The sequence below is a fragment of the Terrabacter sp. P2_E3 genome, assembly GCF_056403915.1.
Map to the genome: position 1 here is coordinate 151,962 of NZ_JBFUEN010000001.1, position 16,512 is coordinate 168,473.

16 protein-coding genes are annotated in these 16,512 nt (G+C 71.1%); 7 read left to right on the top strand and 9 right to left on the bottom strand.

Annotated elements, in window-relative coordinates; genetic code table 11:
- Nucleotides 1-32 precede the first annotated feature (32 nt).
- The gene (locus AC1DW8_RS00715) at nucleotides 33-1,409 is read left to right on the top strand and encodes an MFS transporter (protein WP_056777083.1); all 1,377 of its coding nucleotides are present in this window, start codon (nucleotides 33-35) and stop codon (nucleotides 1,407-1,409) included.
- Between the two features lie 119 nt (nucleotides 1,410-1,528).
- Nucleotides 1,529-1,891 (top strand): RNA polymerase-binding protein RbpA, encoded by a 363-nt coding sequence (locus tag AC1DW8_RS00720; protein ID WP_028785601.1) that lies wholly within the window; start codon nucleotides 1,529-1,531, stop codon nucleotides 1,889-1,891.
- Nucleotides 1,892-2,087: 196 nt separating this feature from the next.
- Here the strand turns inward: AC1DW8_RS00720 and AC1DW8_RS00725 are convergent, their stop codons facing one another.
- From AC1DW8_RS00725 to kdd, 7 genes are read right to left on the bottom strand one after another with little or no spacing between them, the layout of a single operon-like run.
- Nucleotides 2,088-2,603 carry an FxsA family protein gene (locus tag AC1DW8_RS00725; protein WP_056777081.1) on the bottom strand — a complete coding sequence of 172 codons (516 nt, stop codon included), beginning with the start codon at nucleotides 2,601-2,603 and terminating at the stop codon, nucleotides 2,088-2,090.
- 53 nt (nucleotides 2,604-2,656) lie between these two features.
- Nucleotides 2,657-3,448 (bottom strand): polyprenol monophosphomannose synthase, encoded by a 792-nt coding sequence (locus AC1DW8_RS00730; protein WP_056825558.1) that lies wholly within the window; start codon nucleotides 3,446-3,448, stop codon nucleotides 2,657-2,659.
- Nucleotides 3,429-5,015 (bottom strand): apolipoprotein N-acyltransferase, encoded by a 1,587-nt coding sequence (gene lnt, locus AC1DW8_RS00735; RefSeq protein WP_478091139.1) that lies wholly within the window; start codon nucleotides 5,013-5,015, stop codon nucleotides 3,429-3,431. Before lnt ends, AC1DW8_RS00730 begins: the two co-directional genes overlap by 20 nt.
- A 38-nt stretch (nucleotides 5,016-5,053) precedes the next feature.
- The gene (gene kal, locus AC1DW8_RS00740) at nucleotides 5,054-5,530 is read right to left on the bottom strand and encodes a 3-aminobutyryl-CoA ammonia lyase (RefSeq protein WP_235508649.1); all 477 of its coding nucleotides are present in this window, start codon (nucleotides 5,528-5,530) and stop codon (nucleotides 5,054-5,056) included.
- Nucleotides 5,527-6,324, bottom strand: coding sequence for a lysine 5,6-aminomutase subunit beta (gene kamE, locus AC1DW8_RS00745; protein ID WP_478091142.1), 798 nt, complete (start codon nucleotides 6,322-6,324; stop codon nucleotides 5,527-5,529). The genes kal and kamE overlap by 4 nt, the downstream gene beginning before the upstream one ends.
- A complete protein-coding gene (kamD, locus tag AC1DW8_RS00750; RefSeq protein WP_478091144.1) occupies nucleotides 6,321-7,934 on the bottom strand; it encodes a lysine 5,6-aminomutase subunit alpha in 1,614 nt (537 codons plus the stop codon). The genes kamE and kamD overlap by 4 nt, the downstream gene beginning before the upstream one ends.
- Nucleotides 7,931-9,058, bottom strand: coding sequence for an L-erythro-3,5-diaminohexanoate dehydrogenase (gene kdd / locus AC1DW8_RS00755; protein WP_235509617.1), 1,128 nt, complete (start codon nucleotides 9,056-9,058; stop codon nucleotides 7,931-7,933). The genes kamD and kdd overlap by 4 nt, the downstream gene beginning before the upstream one ends.
- Nucleotides 9,059-9,194: 136 nt before the next feature.
- Between kdd and AC1DW8_RS00760 the strand changes: the two genes are divergently transcribed.
- The 5 genes from AC1DW8_RS00760 to AC1DW8_RS00780 all read left to right on the top strand — a co-directional run bounded on the left by AC1DW8_RS00760 (nucleotide 9,195) and on the right by AC1DW8_RS00780 (nucleotide 13,954).
- Nucleotides 9,195-10,640 carry a KamA family radical SAM protein gene (locus AC1DW8_RS00760; RefSeq protein ID WP_478091146.1) on the top strand — a complete coding sequence of 482 codons (1,446 nt, stop codon included), beginning with the start codon at nucleotides 9,195-9,197 and terminating at the stop codon, nucleotides 10,638-10,640.
- 167 nt (nucleotides 10,641-10,807) lie between these two features.
- A complete protein-coding gene (locus AC1DW8_RS00765) occupies nucleotides 10,808-11,542 on the top strand; it encodes a VOC family protein (RefSeq protein ID WP_478091148.1) in 735 nt (244 codons plus the stop codon).
- Entirely contained in the window at nucleotides 11,539-12,159 is a 621-nt protein-coding gene (locus AC1DW8_RS00770; protein ID WP_056777064.1) for a TetR/AcrR family transcriptional regulator, read from the top strand. The genes AC1DW8_RS00765 and AC1DW8_RS00770 overlap by 4 nt, the downstream gene beginning before the upstream one ends.
- Nucleotides 12,159-12,656: a Cys-tRNA(Pro) deacylase gene (gene ybaK, locus AC1DW8_RS00775; RefSeq protein ID WP_478091153.1), complete on the top strand. Its 498-nt coding sequence runs from the start codon at nucleotides 12,159-12,161 to the stop codon at nucleotides 12,654-12,656. Before AC1DW8_RS00770 ends, ybaK begins: the two co-directional genes overlap by 1 nt.
- On the top strand, nucleotides 12,653-13,954 hold the full coding sequence (locus tag AC1DW8_RS00780; protein WP_478091156.1) for a multidrug effflux MFS transporter: 1,302 nt from the start codon (nucleotides 12,653-12,655) through the stop codon (nucleotides 13,952-13,954). Before ybaK ends, AC1DW8_RS00780 begins: the two co-directional genes overlap by 4 nt.
- Before the next feature lie 51 nt (nucleotides 13,955-14,005).
- On the opposite strand, the gene AC1DW8_RS00785 is transcribed toward AC1DW8_RS00780, so the two are convergent.
- Together AC1DW8_RS00785 and AC1DW8_RS00790 are read right to left on the bottom strand one after the other, a co-directional pair.
- Complete coding sequence (locus tag AC1DW8_RS00785; RefSeq protein ID WP_056777054.1) at nucleotides 14,006-14,464, bottom strand: Lrp/AsnC family transcriptional regulator; 459 nt, start codon at nucleotides 14,462-14,464, stop codon at nucleotides 14,006-14,008.
- Between the two features lie 100 nt (nucleotides 14,465-14,564).
- Nucleotides 14,565-16,406: a hypothetical protein gene (locus AC1DW8_RS00790; RefSeq protein ID WP_056777052.1), complete on the bottom strand. Its 1,842-nt coding sequence runs from the start codon at nucleotides 16,404-16,406 to the stop codon at nucleotides 14,565-14,567.
- Nucleotides 16,407-16,512 lie beyond the last annotated feature (106 nt).

Genomic DNA, 16,512 nt, shown 5'->3' on the forward strand with positions numbered 1-16,512 from the left:
CCGCGTGCCGCCCCGTGTGGGACAGTCCTCGCATGTCCAACGCCGTCGTCAACGCCGCGCGACCGGAGACTCGGGAGCAGCGAGCCTGGTACTGGTACGACTGGGCCAACTCGGCCTACGTCACGACCACTGCGACGGTGCTCATGAGCCCGTACCTCACGTCCGTGGCGGAGCAGGCGGCCTGCCCCGGGCTGCCGGACGGCCAGGACTGCACGACCAACCTCTCGGTGCTCGGCATCCCGGTGGCGCCGGGCTCGCTGTGGTTCTTCACCGTGACCTTCACGACGATCCTGTCGGCGATCGTCCTCATCTTCATCGGCGCCATCGCCGACCGCAGTCCCCGACCGACCCGGCTCTTCGCCGGCTTCGCGTGGGCGGGCGCCCTGGCGGCGAGCCTCATGTTCTTCGTCGCCGGCACGAACTGGCAGCTGGGCGCCGTCCTCGTCGTCGTGGCCGGCATCTGCCTCGGGTCCTCGCTCGTGATCTACGACTCGATCCTGTGCCGCATCGCCAACGAGAACGAGCGCGACCGGGTCTCCTCGAAGGGCTGGGCGTTCGGCTATCTCGGCGGCGGCATCCTGCTCGCGCTCAACTTCGCCCTCGACTTCTTCCACGAGGACCTCGGGCTCGACCGAGCCCTGTCCACACGCATCAGCATCCTGTCCGCGGGTCTCTGGTGGGCCGGCTTCACGATCATCCCGTACCTCGGACTGCGCCACCTGACCGGCACGGTCGAGACCCCCGTCGAGCGTTCGGCCGGCATCGTCCGCGGCAGCATCGCGCAGCTGCGCAGCACCTTCCGCGACCTCGCCAACTACCCGCAGACGAAGCTGTTCCTCGTCGCCTACCTCTTCTTCAACGACGGCATCCAGACGGTCATCGGCAGCTCGAGCGTCTACGGGTCCAAGGAGCTCGGCTTCTCCGAGACGACCGTGCTCGGCGTGTTCCTCTTCGTGCAGTTCGTCGCGTTCCTCGGTGCGCGGCTCTTCGGCCGGGTGGCCGCCTCGATCGGGGCCTGGCGCACGATCCTCTACGGCATCGGCCTCTGGACGGTCGTCGTCGTCTTCGCCTTCCTCCTGCCGTCGAAGTCGCTCGTCATCTTCCTCGCGCTCGCCCTGCTCATCGGCCTCGTGCTCGGCGGCACGCAGGCCCTGTCGCGGTCGCTCTACAGCCAGCTCATCCCCCGCGGCCGCGAGGCGGAGTACTTCAGCCTCTACCAGGCCATGGAGCGCGGCACGAGCTGGTTCGGGACGCTCATCTTCGGCCTCGTCTACCAGTTCACCCTCAGCTACCGCTGGGCGATCATCGCGCTCATCGTCTTCTTCGCGATCGGCGGCGTGCTCCTGTCGAAGGTGCGGATGCGCGAAGGCATCGTGCAGGCCGGCAACCCGGTTCCCGCCGTCATCTGAGAAACGCCTACAATTCGCCGCCCGCCGGGGAACAAGTCAACCGTTCCGCTCGTTCAAGCGTCTGTGAGGGTAAGACACCAGCGAGGTGTCACAAGGGCATACGTCTTGGAGGGGTCCACATGGCCGATCGAGCACTACGCGGTTCCAACCTCGGCGCGAGGAGCATGGAGTCCGACGAGAACGTCGTCCCGAGTGAGCGTCAGCTCACCGTCTACGTCTGCGCCGACGGTCACCGCACCGAGCTCCCGTTCTCGATCGAGGCCGACGTGCCTCCCACGTGGGAGTGCCGCTGCGGACTCGACGCGAAGCTGCAGGGCGGCGGACCCGAGCCGGAGGCCAAGCCGGTCAAGCACCAGCGCACGCACTGGGACATGCTCCTCGAGCGTCGTTCCATCCCCGAGCTGGAGGAGCTCCTCGAGGAGCGCCTGACGCTCCTGCGTGAGTCGCGTGGCGAGAAGCCGCGACGCCGCAAGACCGCCTGACCTCCCCAGAGCGCACCACCGAGGAGCCCGCCCCGTTCGTGGAGGCGGGCTTTTCGCATGCCCGCAGGCTCTGAGCCCGGCTTCTCGCATGCCGCAGGCCGTATGCCGTCGTCCCCGGTTCGGGGTGATCGAGCCAGCGAGGTGCGTGCCGGGATCACCTCGAACCCGGCGACGCAGAGGGACGAGCGCGCGGGGCTCAGTCCTCGTCGTCGATGATCTCGCCCTCGACGACCTCGTCGCTCGTCGACGAGCGCTGCGGGCCATGGGGTGTCTGCTCCTGCTCCCAGGCGGGCGTCGCGGGCTGTCCGGACACCGTGGGCCCGGCGAACCGCTCGGTCTGGGCGAGCAGGCGGCGTGAGATGACCGCAGCGAGCATGCTGCGCGCGACCGGCCGCGTGAACGGGAGCACGAGGACGAGGCCGAGCACGTCGGTGACGAAACCCGGCAGGACGAGCAGGCTGCCGCCGACGAGCACGACGACGCCGTCGGCGATCTCGCGGGCCGGCATCCGGCCACTGCGCACAGCCTGCTCGAGCGCGCGCCAGGCCCGGCCGCCCTCGCGACGGATCAGCCACGCCCCGAGGAGCGAGGTCGCGACGAGCAGCAGGAACGTCGGCCAGCCGCCGATGGCCTGGCCGACGGCGACGATGACGACGATCTCGATGACCGGCAGGAGCAGCAGCGCGACGACCGCCAGACGTGTCAGGCGCACCCGCCTGACCCGTGACGGTCCGCGAGACGAGCCAGTAGGGCCGGTGGGGCCGCTCACGACCGGTCCCCGACCGGCTCGCGCCCACGCACCCGACCGGCGACGGAGCGCAGCTGGCCCACGCGGTGCTCGATGCCCCACCTCGTGACGCTGGTCAGCGCCTCGCGCACGATGTCCTGGCCCATCTTCGACACGCCGACCTCGCGCTCGACGAACGTGATCGGCACCTCGACGACGGTGAGCCCGGCGCGCACGGCACGCAGCGTCAGGTCGATCTGGAAGCAGTAGCCCTGCGACTCGACGCCCTGAAGCCCCATGGCCCGCAGCGCACTCGCGCGGTAGACGCGGTAGCCCGCCGTCGCGTCGTTGACCGTCATCCCGAGCAGCACCTTGGTGTAGAGGTTCGCACCGACCGAGAGCACCTTGCGGCGAGCCGGCCAGTTGCGCACCTCGCCGCCCTTGACCCAGCGGGCACCGATGACGAGGTCTGCCTCGCCGAGCGCGGCCAGCAGCGACGGCAGCTGCTCGGGGAGGTGCGAGCCGTCGGCGTCCATCTCGACGGCGGCGTCGTAGCCGCGCTCGAGGACGATGGCGAAGCCGGCGAGGTAGGCCTTGCCGAGGCCCTCCTTGGCGGCGCGGTGCACGACGTGGACCTGCGGGTCCGCGGACGCGAGGTCGTCGGCGACCTGTCCGGTGCCGTCGGGAGATCCGTCGTCGAGCACGAAGACGTCGGCGGCGGGCACGTTCGCGCGCACCCGCGCGACGATGCCGGGCAGGTTGTCCCGCTCGTTGTACGTCGGGATGAGCACGGCCACTCGGGTCACCGGCTCACGCTGCGTCGTCGTCATCCTCTTCCTTCGTTGTCTCCGGCGCTGCCGGGCGGCCGCTGCGAAGACCCAGGGCGAGCATCGTCAGCAGTGCGGCGGCGGCGACCCACTCGGGGGCCTCACCCACCCGGGTCGCCAGCGTCGTGGCGTCCCGCAAGGGTAGTGCTCCGCTGACCACCGCCTGTGTGAACAACGACGTCACCTGGTGGGCGGTTCCGTCGGGCGTGATCAGGGCGCTCTGGCCGACCGTCGACACGTGCACGACGGAGCGGCCGAACTCCATGGCTCGCAGTCGGCTGATGGCGAGCTGCTGGGGCGACTCGGCGGTGTAGCCGAAGGTCGCGTTGTTCGTCTGGACCACGAGGACGTTGGCGCCGGTCTGCACGGCGTCGCGCATGATGTCGTCGTAGGCCACCTCGAAGCAGATGGCGAGGCCGGCCCGGATCTGCCGGCCCGAGGCCGTCGTGACGTGGAAGACGCCGGGCGCAGGGCCCTGGACGAAGTCGCGCGTGACGAGGTCGACCTCCGTGCTGAAGTTCCGCCAGAAGGACCGGTTCGGGATGTACTCGGCGAACGGCACCGGGTGGCGCTTGACGTAGCGGTCGGTGTTGCCCTTGCCGGGCTCGAAGAGCAGGGCCACGTTGGAGACGAACCCGACGGGCTCCTCGAGCAGGCCCCCGACGATGAGGGGTCGCTTCAGCGCGTCGACGGTCTCCAGGATGAGGTCCTTGGCGTCGGCGTTGCGCAGCGGGTCGATGTCCGAGGCGTTCTCGGGCCAGACGACGAGGTCCGGGGCCGGGGCGCGCCCGGCGTCGACGTCGTCCTGGGCCTTGAGCGTCGCCGCGACGTGGTTGTCGAGGACCTGGCGGCGCTCGGCGTTGAAGTCGAGACCGGGCCGCGCCACGTTGCCTTGGACGCCGAGGAACTGGGCGGTCGAGCCGTCGGTCGGTAACGGGACCGCCAGCCCCACGAGGCCGAGCGCGAGCGCTCCCACGGCGGGCAGCACGAGGCGACGGGACGGCATACGCGATCGCGGCGTGGTGGTGGCGCCGCTCCCCCGGCGCTCGGCAGCGGCTGACAGCGCGTGCTGGGCGGCGAGCGCGAGGAGGCCACCGCTGAGCGCTATGACGAAGCCGACGAACGGCGCGCCCCCGAGTGCCACGAGCCGACCGAACGGCGAGTCGGCCTGTCCGAAGGCCAGCTTGAGCCAGGGAAAGCCACCGTAGGGGGCGCGGGCCCGGAAGCCCTCGGCCACGACCCACCCGAGCGCGAACGCCAACGGGCGGACGCTCCCCCGGCGGCTCAGCCAGCCGTAGAGCCCGCCCGCCACGCCGACGAAGAGGGCCTGCAGCGTCGCGAGGGCGAGCCACGGCAGCGCGCCGACGTAGATGCCCGACCAGCTGAGCGTCGGCACGAAGAAGACGAGCCCTCCGGCGAGACCGAGCAGGAAGCCTCGACGGCCCCCGGAGCCGGCCCAGGCCCACGCCCACAACGCGAGGGCCACCGGTGCGGCCACCCAGACGTCGAAGGTCGGGAACGCGAGGCAGAGCAGTCCGCCGCCGAGCAGGGACACGAGGAGACGCCGCACGGGGTTCACCGTATGCCGTGCGGCCGGGACGTCAGCGCTCAGGGCACGACGACGACGCCACGAGCGGTCGTGGCGACGATCGGCGGGTCGAGCATCTCGGCCGCCGACTCCCCGCGCTCCTGGTTGCCGCGCCCGACGACGCGCACCTCGAAGTCCATCTCCCGGGAGCGGGTGCCGACGCGGACGATCTCGGCCGAGATCTCGATGACGTCGCCGGCCGTGATCCGCGAACGGAACTGGACGTCGCTGTAGGAGGCGAAGAGGCCCTCGTCGCCGTCGGTGACGATGCACATCTCGGTGGCCACGTCGCCGAAGGCGGCCATCGAGTAGGCGCCGTCGACGAGGTTGCCGGCGTAGTGGGCGTGACCGTAGGGCACGTAACGGCGGTGCGTGATGCGCAGCCCGACCTTGGCCTTGGTCAGCGTGGCCGGCGTGGTCGTCGCCGTGGCCGGCGTCGTGGGCGCGGTGGCCGAGAGGGGCTCGGGCGCCGTGGGGTCGGTGGTGGTCTCGCTCATGGCTTCTTTCCCTTCCGGAGGCTGATCTCGTGGACCAGGTAGCTGGCGACCTCGCCCGGGGTCGTGCCCCGGCCGAAGATCCGGTCGACGCCCAGGGCCTTCTCGGAGCCGTCCTCGAAGCGCGGGCCGCCGGCGATGAGGATCGGCACCTGCCCCGCCGGGTAGGCCTCGCGGAAGGCCGCGGACATCTGGGTCGTGTTGTGGATGTGGGCGTCCTTCTGGGTGACGACCTGGCTGACGAGGACGGCGTCGGCCTTCTCGGCGCGGGCCCGGGCCACGAGCTCGGGCACGAGCACCTGGGCGCCGAGGTTGACGACCTTGATCTCGAGGTAGTACTCGAGTCCCTTCTCGCCCGCGAAGCCCTTGATGTTGAGGATCGCGTCGATGCCGACGGTGTGGGCGTCGGTGCCGATGCAGGCACCGACGACGACGAGCTTGCGGCGCAGCTGCTTCTTGATCGTCAGGTTGGCGTCCTTGGCGGACAGCAGGGGGTACTCGCGCTCGACGACGTGGACGTCGTCGAGGTTGACGAGGTGCGTCGAGCTGCCGTAAACGACGAAGAAGGTGAAGTCGGGACCCATCGCCTTCGCGTGCACGAGCAGGGCCGGGTCGAGGCCCATCTTCCGGGCGAGCTGGAGCGCGGCACCCTCGGCCTTCTTGTCGTGCGGCAGCGGCAGGGTGAACGACATCTGCACCATGCCGTCGCCGGTCGTGTCGCCGTAGGGCCGGATGATGTTTCCCTGCGCGGCCGCGGACGCGGCTGCCTGCTCGGGCTGCTGCTTCGCGGCGCTCATCGGCCGGTCTCCTTCGCCGGCGGGGTCCACGCGTCGAGGGCGGTGGTCGCCGGGTTGTCGTAGTCGTCGGCGCGCTCGCTGACCCCGTCGAGCCCCTTGCCCCCCGTCGCCGGTCGCTTCATGAGTCCGAAGGTGCCGTCGGCGATGGCCGCGAGGAGCGGCGCGTCGCCGGCGGCGTCGGTGTCGCTGACGATGCGGTCGAGCAGGTCGACGGCCTCGGAGAGCACCTGGCGCGCGCGGGTCTGGATGTAGCCGTCGCGCGGCGGGTGGAAGTCCTCGGTCAGTCCGCTCGCGGCGTTCATGACGTAGCGGACGTTCTGCAGCGCGAGGTCGCGGTCGGAGAGGAACGGCGTCACGACGGCCTCGGTCATCATGCCGACGAGCAGGATGCCCTGACCGGTCATGGCGCCGACGAGGTTGAAGAAGCCGTCGAGCAGGTAGCCGCGGAAGACGTCGCCCGTCATGTGCTTCGTCGGCGGCATCCACTTCAGCGGTGCGTCGGGGAAGAGCTGTCGGGCGAGCATCGCGTGGGCGAGCTCCATCCGGAAGCTGTCGGGGATCTCGGGGTTGATCTCGAAGGCGTGGCCCAGGCCCAGCTGCCAGTCCTCGAGGCCGGCCTCCTTGGCGAAGCGCTCGTTGAGCAGCTGGCTCACCGTGACCGTGTGGGCGGCCTCGACCGCGTCGGCGGTCGTGAGGTAGTTGTCCTCACCGGTGTTGATGATGATCCCGGCACGGGCGTGGACCTGACGCGAGAAGCGCTGGTCGACGAAGGTGCGGATCGGGTTGATGTCGCGGAAGAGGATGCCGTACATCGAGTCGTTGAGCATCATGTCGAGACGTTCCATGCCGGCGAGGGCCGCGATCTCGGGCATGCACAGGCCCGAGGCGTAGTTCGTCAGCCGGACGTAGCGACCGAGCTCCTTGCTCACGTCGTCGAGCGCAGCACGCATGAGGCGGAAGTTCTCCTGCGTCGCGTACGTCCCGGCGAAACCTTCGCGCGTAGCACCCTCGGGCACGTAGTCGAGCAGCGACTGACCCGTGGAGCGGATGACGGCGATGATGTCGGCGCCCTCACGCGCGGCCGCCTGGGCCTGCGGGATGTCCTCGTAGATGTCGCCGGTCGCGACGATGAGGTAGATCCACGGCTTGGTCTTCGGGTCGCCGTGACGCGTGATGAGACGTTCGCGCGTGGCGCGCGAGCGGTCGATGGTGCGCAGACCTGCACCGACCCCCTTCGCGGCGGCACGGCGGGCCGCCGTGGCCTCGCGCCCGGAAGGCAGGCGGAAGGAGACGTTGCCGCTCGCCGCCTTCTGGGCGAGCGCGGTCAGGTCGGGCGCCTCGCCGCGGAGCAGGGCGTCGTAGACCGGCGTCGTGACGCCGTGCTCGAGGCCGACCTCGTCGCGGACCGCCGTCACGAGGTGGTTGACCCACGGCACGCGCTCGTGGTCCGCGCCGGCCAGACCGGCCAGGCGCAGGGTCGCGCGCTCCACCGACACCGTGGTGTGGCTGCGCGCGATCTTCACGACGGGAGCGGCGGCCTTGCGGGCGAGCGAGCGGGCCCGACGCACGACGGCCGGGTCGAGCTCGAGCATGGCGTTGGGGCGGGTCATGCGTCAGATCCTGCCTTCTCGGTGGCGAGGCGGCCCTCGAAGAGCGCCCGCACGGCCGGGACGTCCCGGAGGAGGCGCAGCGCCGTCTCGGCGTGGCCGGGGACATAGCCGTTGCCGACGAGCATCCGCACGTCGGCGGCGAGGCCCTCGGCCCCGAGGGCGGCCGCGGCGAAGTTCGTGGCCATGCTGAAGAAGATGATGGTGCCGCCCTGCGCGGTCGCGAGGATCGCGGGCTGCTCGCAGCCGGGCACGTCGACGCAGACCACGGTGACGTCGGCCGGTCCCCCGGCGGACTCGACGGCTGCCGCCAGGCCGAGAGGCGACCGCGCGTCGGCGAGGACGACGGCGTCGGCGAGGCCGCTCCCCTCGAGAACCGTGCGCTCGCGCTCGACCGGGACGACGCCGATGGTCCGGGCGGCGCCGGCGGCGCGAGCGGCCGCCAGCGACAGCGAGCCGGACTTGCCGGCCCCGCCGAGGACGGCCACCGTCGGCGCGACGCCGCGGGCGGCATACTCCCCCACGACGCGCTCGACGAGCGCCGGCGCGCCGCACACGTCCATGACCATGAGCGCCAGGTGCGGGTCGAGGTCGGTGGGCAGGGTGGCAGCGATGCTGCGGCCGAAGAGGATCGCATGGCCTTCGGCAGGCACCTGCTCGGAGAGGCCGTCCCAGCGGGCCAGGCCGTCGGTGATGGCGAGCGGGGTCAGGGACAGCGACACGAGGGTGGCGACGCGGTCGCCGACCGCGAGACCGAGCGTGCTGTCCGGTCCGACCTCCTCGACCGTGCCGATGAGCATCCCGCCCGAGCCGGTCACGGGGTTCTGCATCTTGCCGCGCGTCGCGACGATGTCGAGGACCTCGGCGCGCACGGCTCCCCCGTCGACGGTGCCGTCGGTGCCGTGCTTCTCGGCGAGCTGCCGGTAGGACGCCGCATCGAGGTTGAGCGTCTCGACCGCGATGCGGACCTCGTCGGGCCACAGCTGCGGGCTGGCGTCGAGTCGGCGGGCCGCCTGCGGGAGGGTGATGGCGTCGCCGGTGGGCTCGAGCACACGGTGCAGGCCGACGGGCGACGACACGCGGGCGGCGTCCGTGCGATCCGGGGTGGCCGACGTCGGGTCTGACACGTTCACAAATCCTTCTGTATGTACGGACGGAAACCGAAGATCTTGCGTCAGCATAGGGGCACGTCGGCGGTATCTTCACAATTTCGTGAGCCGGACGTGTTTGAGCGAGACGGCCCCTGACGTTACTGTTCTCGGCATGAGCAAGGTTGAGCAGCCCTACGCGTACCGCCGACGAGAGCTCGTCGAGCCCGACTGGACGCGTTTCCCGGGCTGGGCGAGCATCACCCAGGCCGACTGGGACAGCGCACAGTGGCAGCGGGTCAACTGTGTCAGGAACATCAAGCAGTTGCGAGCCCTCATGGGTGACCTGCTCGACGACCGCTTCTACGACGACCTCGCCAAGGACCAGAGCGAGCGGGCGACGATGTCGATGCTCGTCCCGCCGCAGATGCTCAACACGATGGTCCCGTCGACGGACTCGCCGATGCCGTCGGCCGGGCACGACTTCACCGAGGCCTTCTACGCCGACCCGATCCGCAACTACATGCTGCCGGTCTTCTCCGACCGCCGCACCGACTGGCCGTCGCACCCGCACGCGTCGCGCGACTCGCTGCACGAGCACGACATGTGGGTCGCCGAGGGGCTGACGCACCGCTACCCCACCAAGGTTCTCGCCGAGCTGCTGCCCACGTGCCCGCAGTACTGCGGCCACTGCACCCGCATGGACCTCGTCGGCAACTCGACACCACAGGTCGCCAAGCTGAAGTTCGACCTCAAGCCGGTCGACCGCTACGCCGCGATGCTCGACTACCTCCGCACGTCGCCCGTCGTGCGTGACGTCGTCGTCTCCGGTGGCGACGTCGCCAACATGCCGTGGAAGAACCTCGAGGCGTTCATCGACCAGCTCCTCGACATCGAGAACATCCGCGACATCCGACTCGCGACGAAGGCCCTCATGGGTCTGCCGCAGCACTGGTTCGCCGAGGACGTCGTCGAGGGCGTGGCCCGCGTCTCGGCCAAGGCCCGCTCGCGCGGCGTCTCGCTCGCGATCCACACGCACGTCAACAACGCCCAGTCGCTGACCCCGTCCGTCGCCCGCGCCTCGAAGGCCATGCTCGACGCCGGCGTCCGCGACGTGCGCAACCAGGGTGTGCTGATGCGCGGCGTCAACGACACGACCGAGCAGCTGCTCGACCTGTGCTTCGGCCTCGCCGACGGCGCCCAGATCACGCCGTACTACTTCTACATGTGCGACATGATCCCCTTCGCCGAGCACTGGCGGCTCTCGCTCGCCGAGGCCCAGCACCTCCAGCACTCGATGATGGGCTACCTCCCCGGCTTCTCGACCCCGCGCATCGTCTGTGACGTGCCCTTCGTCGGCAAGCGCTGGGTGCACCAGGTCGAGGAGTACGACACCGAGCGCGGCATCTCCTACTGGCGCAAGAACTACCGCACGTCGATCGAGGGCGACGACACCGAGGCGATGTCGCGCGAGTACGTCTACTACGACCCGATCTACACGCTGCCCGAGGCCGGCCAGCAGTGGTGGCACCAGTCGGTCGACCACGAGTGGGTTCTCGCCGAGGCGACCGAACAGGCTGCGACGAGCCGCGCCGCCGCAGAGTCGCAGCTGCACGTCTGACACCGCGCACGAGCACGTATGCCGTGTGGCTCGGGACCGTCGCGGTCCCGGGCCACACGTCGTCCCGGGCCCGGGTCCGGACGTAGAACTGCGTTGTCAGCCTGACCCATCGCCACCTAGCGTGGCTCCCCGTCCACGTGCATCGACCGAGCGGAGACGAGCGCCCGATGACCAGCAACCTCATCGAGCTCTGCATCGACGCGGACGACCCGGTGCGCCTCGCGGCCTTCTGGGCCGGGCTGATGGGCCGGGAGACCGATGCCCACGACGTCGTGCTCGCGGGTGAGGACCCGGAGATCACGATCCGGTTCCTGTCGGGGCGTGAGCGCAGGACCGGGCCCAACCAGATCCATCTGCACCTGACCAGCACCACGCCGGAGCAGCAGCAGTCGACGGTCGACCGGGCCCTGCGGCTCGGGGCCCGACACCTCGACGTCGGCCAGACACCGGAGGAAGGGCACATCGTGCTCTCTGACCCGGAGGGCAACGAGCTCTGCGTCATCGAGGCGGGCAACACCTTCCTCGCCGACACCGCGTTCCTCGGGGAGCTCGCCTGCGACGGGACCCGCGAGGTCGGCCTCTTCTGGAGCCTGGCCCTGGACTGGCCGCTCGTCTGGGACCACGACGGGGAGACGGCCATCCAGTCGCCCCGCGGCGGCGCGAAGATCGCCTGGGGAGGGCCGCCCGTGCGTCCGAGGTCGGGGCGCAACGTCATGCACCTCCATGTGAGCCCGACGACACGCGACGACCTCGACGCCGAGGTCGAGCGCCTCCTCTCGCTCGGGGCCACGCGGCTCGACGCCGGCCACGGGGACGCCTGCGGGGTCCCCCTCGCCGACCCCGACGGCAACGAGTTCTGTGTCATGGAGCCCCGCGAGGGCACCCGTAGACTGCGCCGGTGACTTCCCGCTCCCCCGGCACCCGCGTCCGCATGCCTCGCGCCGAGCGGGAGGCGCAGATGCTGGCGGTGGCCGAGCAGGTCTTCTCGGCCCGCGGCATCCAGGCCGCCACGATGGACGAGATCGCCGAGCTCGTCGGCGTCACCAAGCCCCTCATCTACGACTACTTCGGGTCGAAGGAGGGCCTGCTGGCGGCGACGATCGAGCGGGCCCGCGGGCAGCTGCTCGCTGCCCTCATCGACTCGTGGGTGGCCCAGCCGGCCGCACCGGCCCGCGACCGCGTGCGCGGTGTCGTGCACGCGTTCTTCTCCTTCATCGACGAGCACGACCAGGCGTTCGCGCTGCTGCGCACCGAGGGAGCCCTCATCGGCGAGGCCTCGGCGTCCGTCGAACGCATCCGCCAGCAGACCGCCAAGGCGTTCGCCGAGGGCCTGCGGACGCTGCCGGCGTTCGAGGCCCTCGAGTCGCGCCGGGTCACCGTCATGGCCGAGATCCTCATCGGCGGGTGCGAGCGCCTCGCGGTCTGGCGCAGCACCCACCCGGGCACGACGGCCGACGAGGCCACCGACCTCGTCGTCACGACGATCTGGGACGGGCTCGCGTCCGTCGGCGACGCCTGATGGCCAAGCAGCGCGCAGCCGACGGTCCCTCGACCCCGGCCACCGTCGCCCTCGACCGCGCGGGCGTCCCGTACTCCCGCCACCCCTACGAGCACGACCCCGCGGCGGCGAGCTACGGCCTCGAGGCGGCGGTCGCGCTCGGCGTCGAGCCCTCTCGCGTCTTCAAGACCCTGCTCGTCGACACCGGCGCGACGCTGGCGGTGGGCATCGTGCCGGTGGACGGCCAGCTCGACCTCAAGGCCGTGGCCGCGGCCATCGGCGTCAAGAGCGTGACGATGGCCGATCCCGCAGCGGCCGAGCGCAGCACCGGCTACGTCGTCGGCGGCATCTCCCCCGTCGGGCAGAGGCGCGCGCTGCCCACGGTCCTCGACGAGACGGCATACGGCTTCGGGACGGTCTACGTCTCCGGCGGCCGACGCGGCTTCGACATCGGCCTGGCGCCCGAGGACCTTGCGTCGGTCACCCGAGCCCGTCGTGCCCGTATCGGTCGCGCATGACGCTGACCCACGTGGCGTCCCGCGACGCGCCGGCGCGAGCGCGCGTGCCGCAGCTGCAGCTCATCCTCGTCCTCGCGGCGCTGACGATGGTCGGGCCGTTCACGATCGACGCGATCTTCCCGGCGTTCGAGGTGATGACCCACGACCTCGGCGTCGACAAGGTCGCGATGCAGCAGACCGTCAGCGTCTACCTCGTCGCCTTCGCGGTCGCGAGCCTCTTCCACGGGTCACTGTCCGATGCCCTCGGTCGTCGTCCCGTCATCCTCGCGGGCTGCGCGCTGTATGCCGTCACCAGCGCCCTGTGCGCGCTGGCACCGAGCATGCCGCTCCTGCTGTGCGCCCGCGGCGCCCAGGGCCTCGTCGCCGGCGCCGGGATGATCGTCGGGCGCACGGTGGTGCGCGACCTCTTCGACGGCGCGCACGCCCAGCGGTTCATGAGCCACATCTCGATGATCTTCGCCATCGCCCCGGCGCTCGCGCCGATCGTCGGCGGCGCCATCCTCGGCTGGGGGTCGTGGCGCACGATCTTCTGGGTGCTCGCGGCCTACGGAGTGCTCCTCGTCGTGCTGACGCTGACGTCGCTGCCCGAGACGCACCCGGCCGCTGAGCGGGTCCCGTTCCGGCCGCGGCCGTTGCTCACGTCGTTCACGTCCGCCGCGGGCGACGGCGCGGTGCTGCGCCTCAGCGCCGCCATCGCCCTCAACTTCGGCGCCCTCTTCCTCTACATCTCCTCGGCGCCCGCGATCGTCGTCGACCACCTGGGGCTCGGCGAGCGCGACTTCGGCGTGCTCTTCGTCCCGCTCGTCGTCACCATGATGATCGGCTCGTTCCTCACGGGGCGCCTGGCCGGTCGCGTGCGACAGGGGGCCTTCGTCCTCGCCGGCTTCCTCGTTGCCCTCGCCGGCGGCGTGTTCGCGGTCGCCTACCAGGCGCTCGTCGACGTGCCCACGCTGCCGTGGACCGTCGTTCCCGTGGCCGCCGCCTCGCTCGGCGTGTCCCTCGTCTTCCCCATCCTCACGATCGCGCTGCTCGACCTGCGGCCGCGAGAGCGTGGCGCCGTCTCCTCGTTCCAGTCCTTCCTCAGCACGTGCGTCAACGCGCTCGTGGCGGGGGCGGTCTCACCGCTCGTGAGCGGCTCGCTGACGACCCTCGCCGTCGTGGCGGGGTCGATGACGCTCTCCGCGCTCCTGCTCTGGGCCTGGCACCGACGGCGTATGCGTGCCCGAGCCGGCGCTGCCCACGCACCGGTCGACGTCGTGGTGCCGTCACCCGCTCCCGAGCCGATCGAGCAGCTCTGAGGGGTCCCGGCCGACTCGTCGGGCGAGGGCCGGCGCTCGTCGAGGCAGTCGTCAGGGGGTCTCGCGCGGCATGGCCGACGCGCTGCGGGCCTCCCAGGGCGTCGACAGCACGACGGTGGTGCGCGTCGCGACGTTGGCCGCCGAGCGGATGCGCGCGAGGAGGTCCTCGAGGTTGCCCGGCGTGGCGACCCGCACCTTGAGGATGTAGCTCTCGATGCCGGCGACCGAGTGGCAGTCCTCGATCTCGGTGATGTGCCGCAGCCGCTCGGGCACGTCGTCAGGCGCGCTCGGGTCGAAGGGCGTGACCGAGATCAACGCCGTGAGCGGCAGTCCGAGCGACTCCGGCGACACCTGAGCCGTGTAGCCCGTCACGACGCCACGCTCCTCGAGCCGCCGAACGCGCTGGTGCACCGCGGACGTCGACAGGCCAGTGGCCTTGCCGAGGTCCGTGTAGCTCATCCGTCCGTCCGCGAGCAGCAGGCCGACGAGGCGACGGTCGAGATCTTCCATGGCCGAAGGGTAGACCAGGGGTTACCCGGAGGGTGGTCCATTCCTCATGCCGGTACGCCCACCCGGGACGGGGCGGGCGAACCGGCGAGACGAGGGAGGCTCAGGGGAACGACGTGACGGTGCTCGGCACCCCGACGGAGGCCGAGCTGACCGGCGCCCCGGTGTCGTTGACGACGTGGTCGAGCGTCCCCGCGCCCAGCTGGACGGTGAGCAGGGAGTGCAGGCGCACACCCGGGGTGACGGGCACCTCGAAGCCCCGCGTCGCGTGGATCGTCGGGTCGACGTTCGTGAAGATGTAGCTGCCGCCGCCCCACAGCTCGTGGGTGCGCACCTTGTCGGCGACCTTGTAGCCGGCCCACCCGAGGACACCGTCGTGCTGCCACGCCGCCTGGTTCGGCGCGTCGTAGGGCAGCTCGTTCTGGTAGAACACCGTGCGGCCGCGCTCGCCGTTCCACACGGTGTTGTAGGCCCGGAAGTGCTCGGAGAAGAGGCCTGTGGCGGTGACGTCGTCGCCGTTGACGACGACGCCGTTCTCCGCAGGGTTGACGGTCCACCCGACGCCCTGGCCGTGGTCGGCGCGCCAGGCCCAGATGTCGTCGAGCAGGGCGTGGTCGCTGTTGACCTCGAGGCCCACGGTGGCGCGCCCCGCGAAGGGGCCACCGACGCGGAGGAAGACGTCGAGCAGGGTCGTGGGGTTGCCGGCGTCCGACCGGGTCGCCGCGCGCCCGGTGCCGACCCGGACGAGCGCCGGCGAGTTCACCGGGCCGGCGTCGACCATGAGGCCGGCCACGACGACACCGGGCACGTCACCGATGACGAGCGGCACCGCTCCCCCGCGGGCCGTGAGGCTGGCGAGTCCCATGGCGATGACGACGGTGTCGGCGCGGCGCACCGTGATGCTGCGGTCGACGTCGTAGACACCGGGCGTCAGCAGGAGGTGCTTGCCCCGGGCCAGCTGGCTGTTGATCGTCGTCACCGAGTCGGAGGGGCGGGCGACGTAGAAGTCGGAGAGCGGGACCGAGCGCCCCGGGGTCTGGCCGTTCGCCCACGACACCCCGGACGAGTCAGCCGTGGCCGAGGGGACCCGCACCTGCCACGTGCCCGCGTCGTCGACGTAGAGGAAGGGACGCTCGCGGCTGACCGGAGTCGCGTCGAGCGTCGTGTAGGGCGGGCTGGGGTACGACGTCGCCGGCGCACCCTGGACCCCGGAGAAGACCTGGTTCCAGACGCCGTTGGACCAGCCACCGATCTGGCTGTTGCGCACGAGGTACTGCTGCTGCGAGCCGTTGACGACGAAGCCGGTGCGTGAGTCGGCGATGAACCCGCCGCTGGCGAACTGCGGTCCCGCCGTGCAGTAGTCCATGAGTGTCAGGTTGCCGCCGACGATGTTGACCCGGCGCATGGGCGACGCCTGCGAGGCGGCCCAGAAGTTGCCCGAAGACCGGCAGTCCGTGAGGCCCACGACGTTGATCGTCAGGTTGGACAGCGATCGCCAGAAGTTGTCGAGGGCGATGCAGTTGTCGGGCGCCAGGCAGCGGTTGTAGACGTCGACGTGGCCGTTGATGACGACGTCGGTGGGCAGGGCGCCGAGTCCCGCGACCTCGGTGTAGTAGCCGACGCGCACGATGAGCGGGTCGGCGGCCGTGCCGTAGGTGCCGGGCTTGAAGAGCAGCGTGTAGCGCGAGGCGCCCATCTCGTTGTCGACCTGCCGGGCGTAGACGGCGTCGACGCTCGCGCGGATGTCGGCCACCGACATGCTCGGGTCGTAGATGCGCACGTTCGGGCCCAGGTCCGGCCCGGGTGGCGGTGGTGGTGCCGCCGACGCGCTGCCGGGACCCACGAGGGCGACCGCCGCGGCGATCGCGACGAGGACGGCCGAGGCGCGACGCGCCCAGCCTCCGCGGGTGGGTGTGGACAGGGGGCCAGCACTGCGAGACGTCATCGTCGTCGACTCTCCACGATGGGCTGCGCTCCGGGTGGTCGCGCTCTCACGCCATCATCGTGGGCCGACCGGGCGGCGGCAAGGTGCGCTCTCGTCGCGGGCCGGT

What these genes read in the sequence shown, in the direction of transcription:
- AC1DW8_RS00790 (WP_056777052.1), bottom strand. Translation starts at nt 16,406, where the DNA reads ATGACGTCTCGCAGTGCTGGCCCCCTGTCCACACCCACCCGCGGAGGC.
- kamD (WP_478091144.1), bottom strand. Translation starts at nt 7,934, where the DNA reads ATGACCCGCCCCAACGCCATGCTCGAGCTCGACCCGGCCGTCGTGCGT.
- AC1DW8_RS00780 (WP_478091156.1), top strand. Translation starts at nt 12,653, where the DNA reads ATGACGCTGACCCACGTGGCGTCCCGCGACGCGCCGGCGCGAGCGCGC.
- AC1DW8_RS00730 (WP_056825558.1), bottom strand. Translation starts at nt 3,448, where the DNA reads ATGACGACGACGCAGCGTGAGCCGGTGACCCGAGTGGCCGTGCTCATC.
- kal (WP_235508649.1), bottom strand. Translation starts at nt 5,530, where the DNA reads ATGAGCGAGACCACCACCGACCCCACGGCGCCCGAGCCCCTCTCGGCC.
- AC1DW8_RS00720 (WP_028785601.1), top strand. Translation starts at nt 1,529, where the DNA reads ATGGCCGATCGAGCACTACGCGGTTCCAACCTCGGCGCGAGGAGCATG.
- AC1DW8_RS00715 (WP_056777083.1), top strand. Translation starts at nt 33, where the DNA reads ATGTCCAACGCCGTCGTCAACGCCGCGCGACCGGAGACTCGGGAGCAG.
- AC1DW8_RS00765 (WP_478091148.1), top strand. Translation starts at nt 10,808, where the DNA reads ATGACCAGCAACCTCATCGAGCTCTGCATCGACGCGGACGACCCGGTG.
- kamE (WP_478091142.1), bottom strand. Translation starts at nt 6,324, where the DNA reads ATGAGCGCCGCGAAGCAGCAGCCCGAGCAGGCAGCCGCGTCCGCGGCC.
- ybaK (WP_478091153.1), top strand. Translation starts at nt 12,159, where the DNA reads ATGGCCAAGCAGCGCGCAGCCGACGGTCCCTCGACCCCGGCCACCGTC.
- AC1DW8_RS00785 (WP_056777054.1), bottom strand. Translation starts at nt 14,464, where the DNA reads ATGGAAGATCTCGACCGTCGCCTCGTCGGCCTGCTGCTCGCGGACGGA.
- AC1DW8_RS00760 (WP_478091146.1), top strand. Translation starts at nt 9,195, where the DNA reads ATGAGCAAGGTTGAGCAGCCCTACGCGTACCGCCGACGAGAGCTCGTC.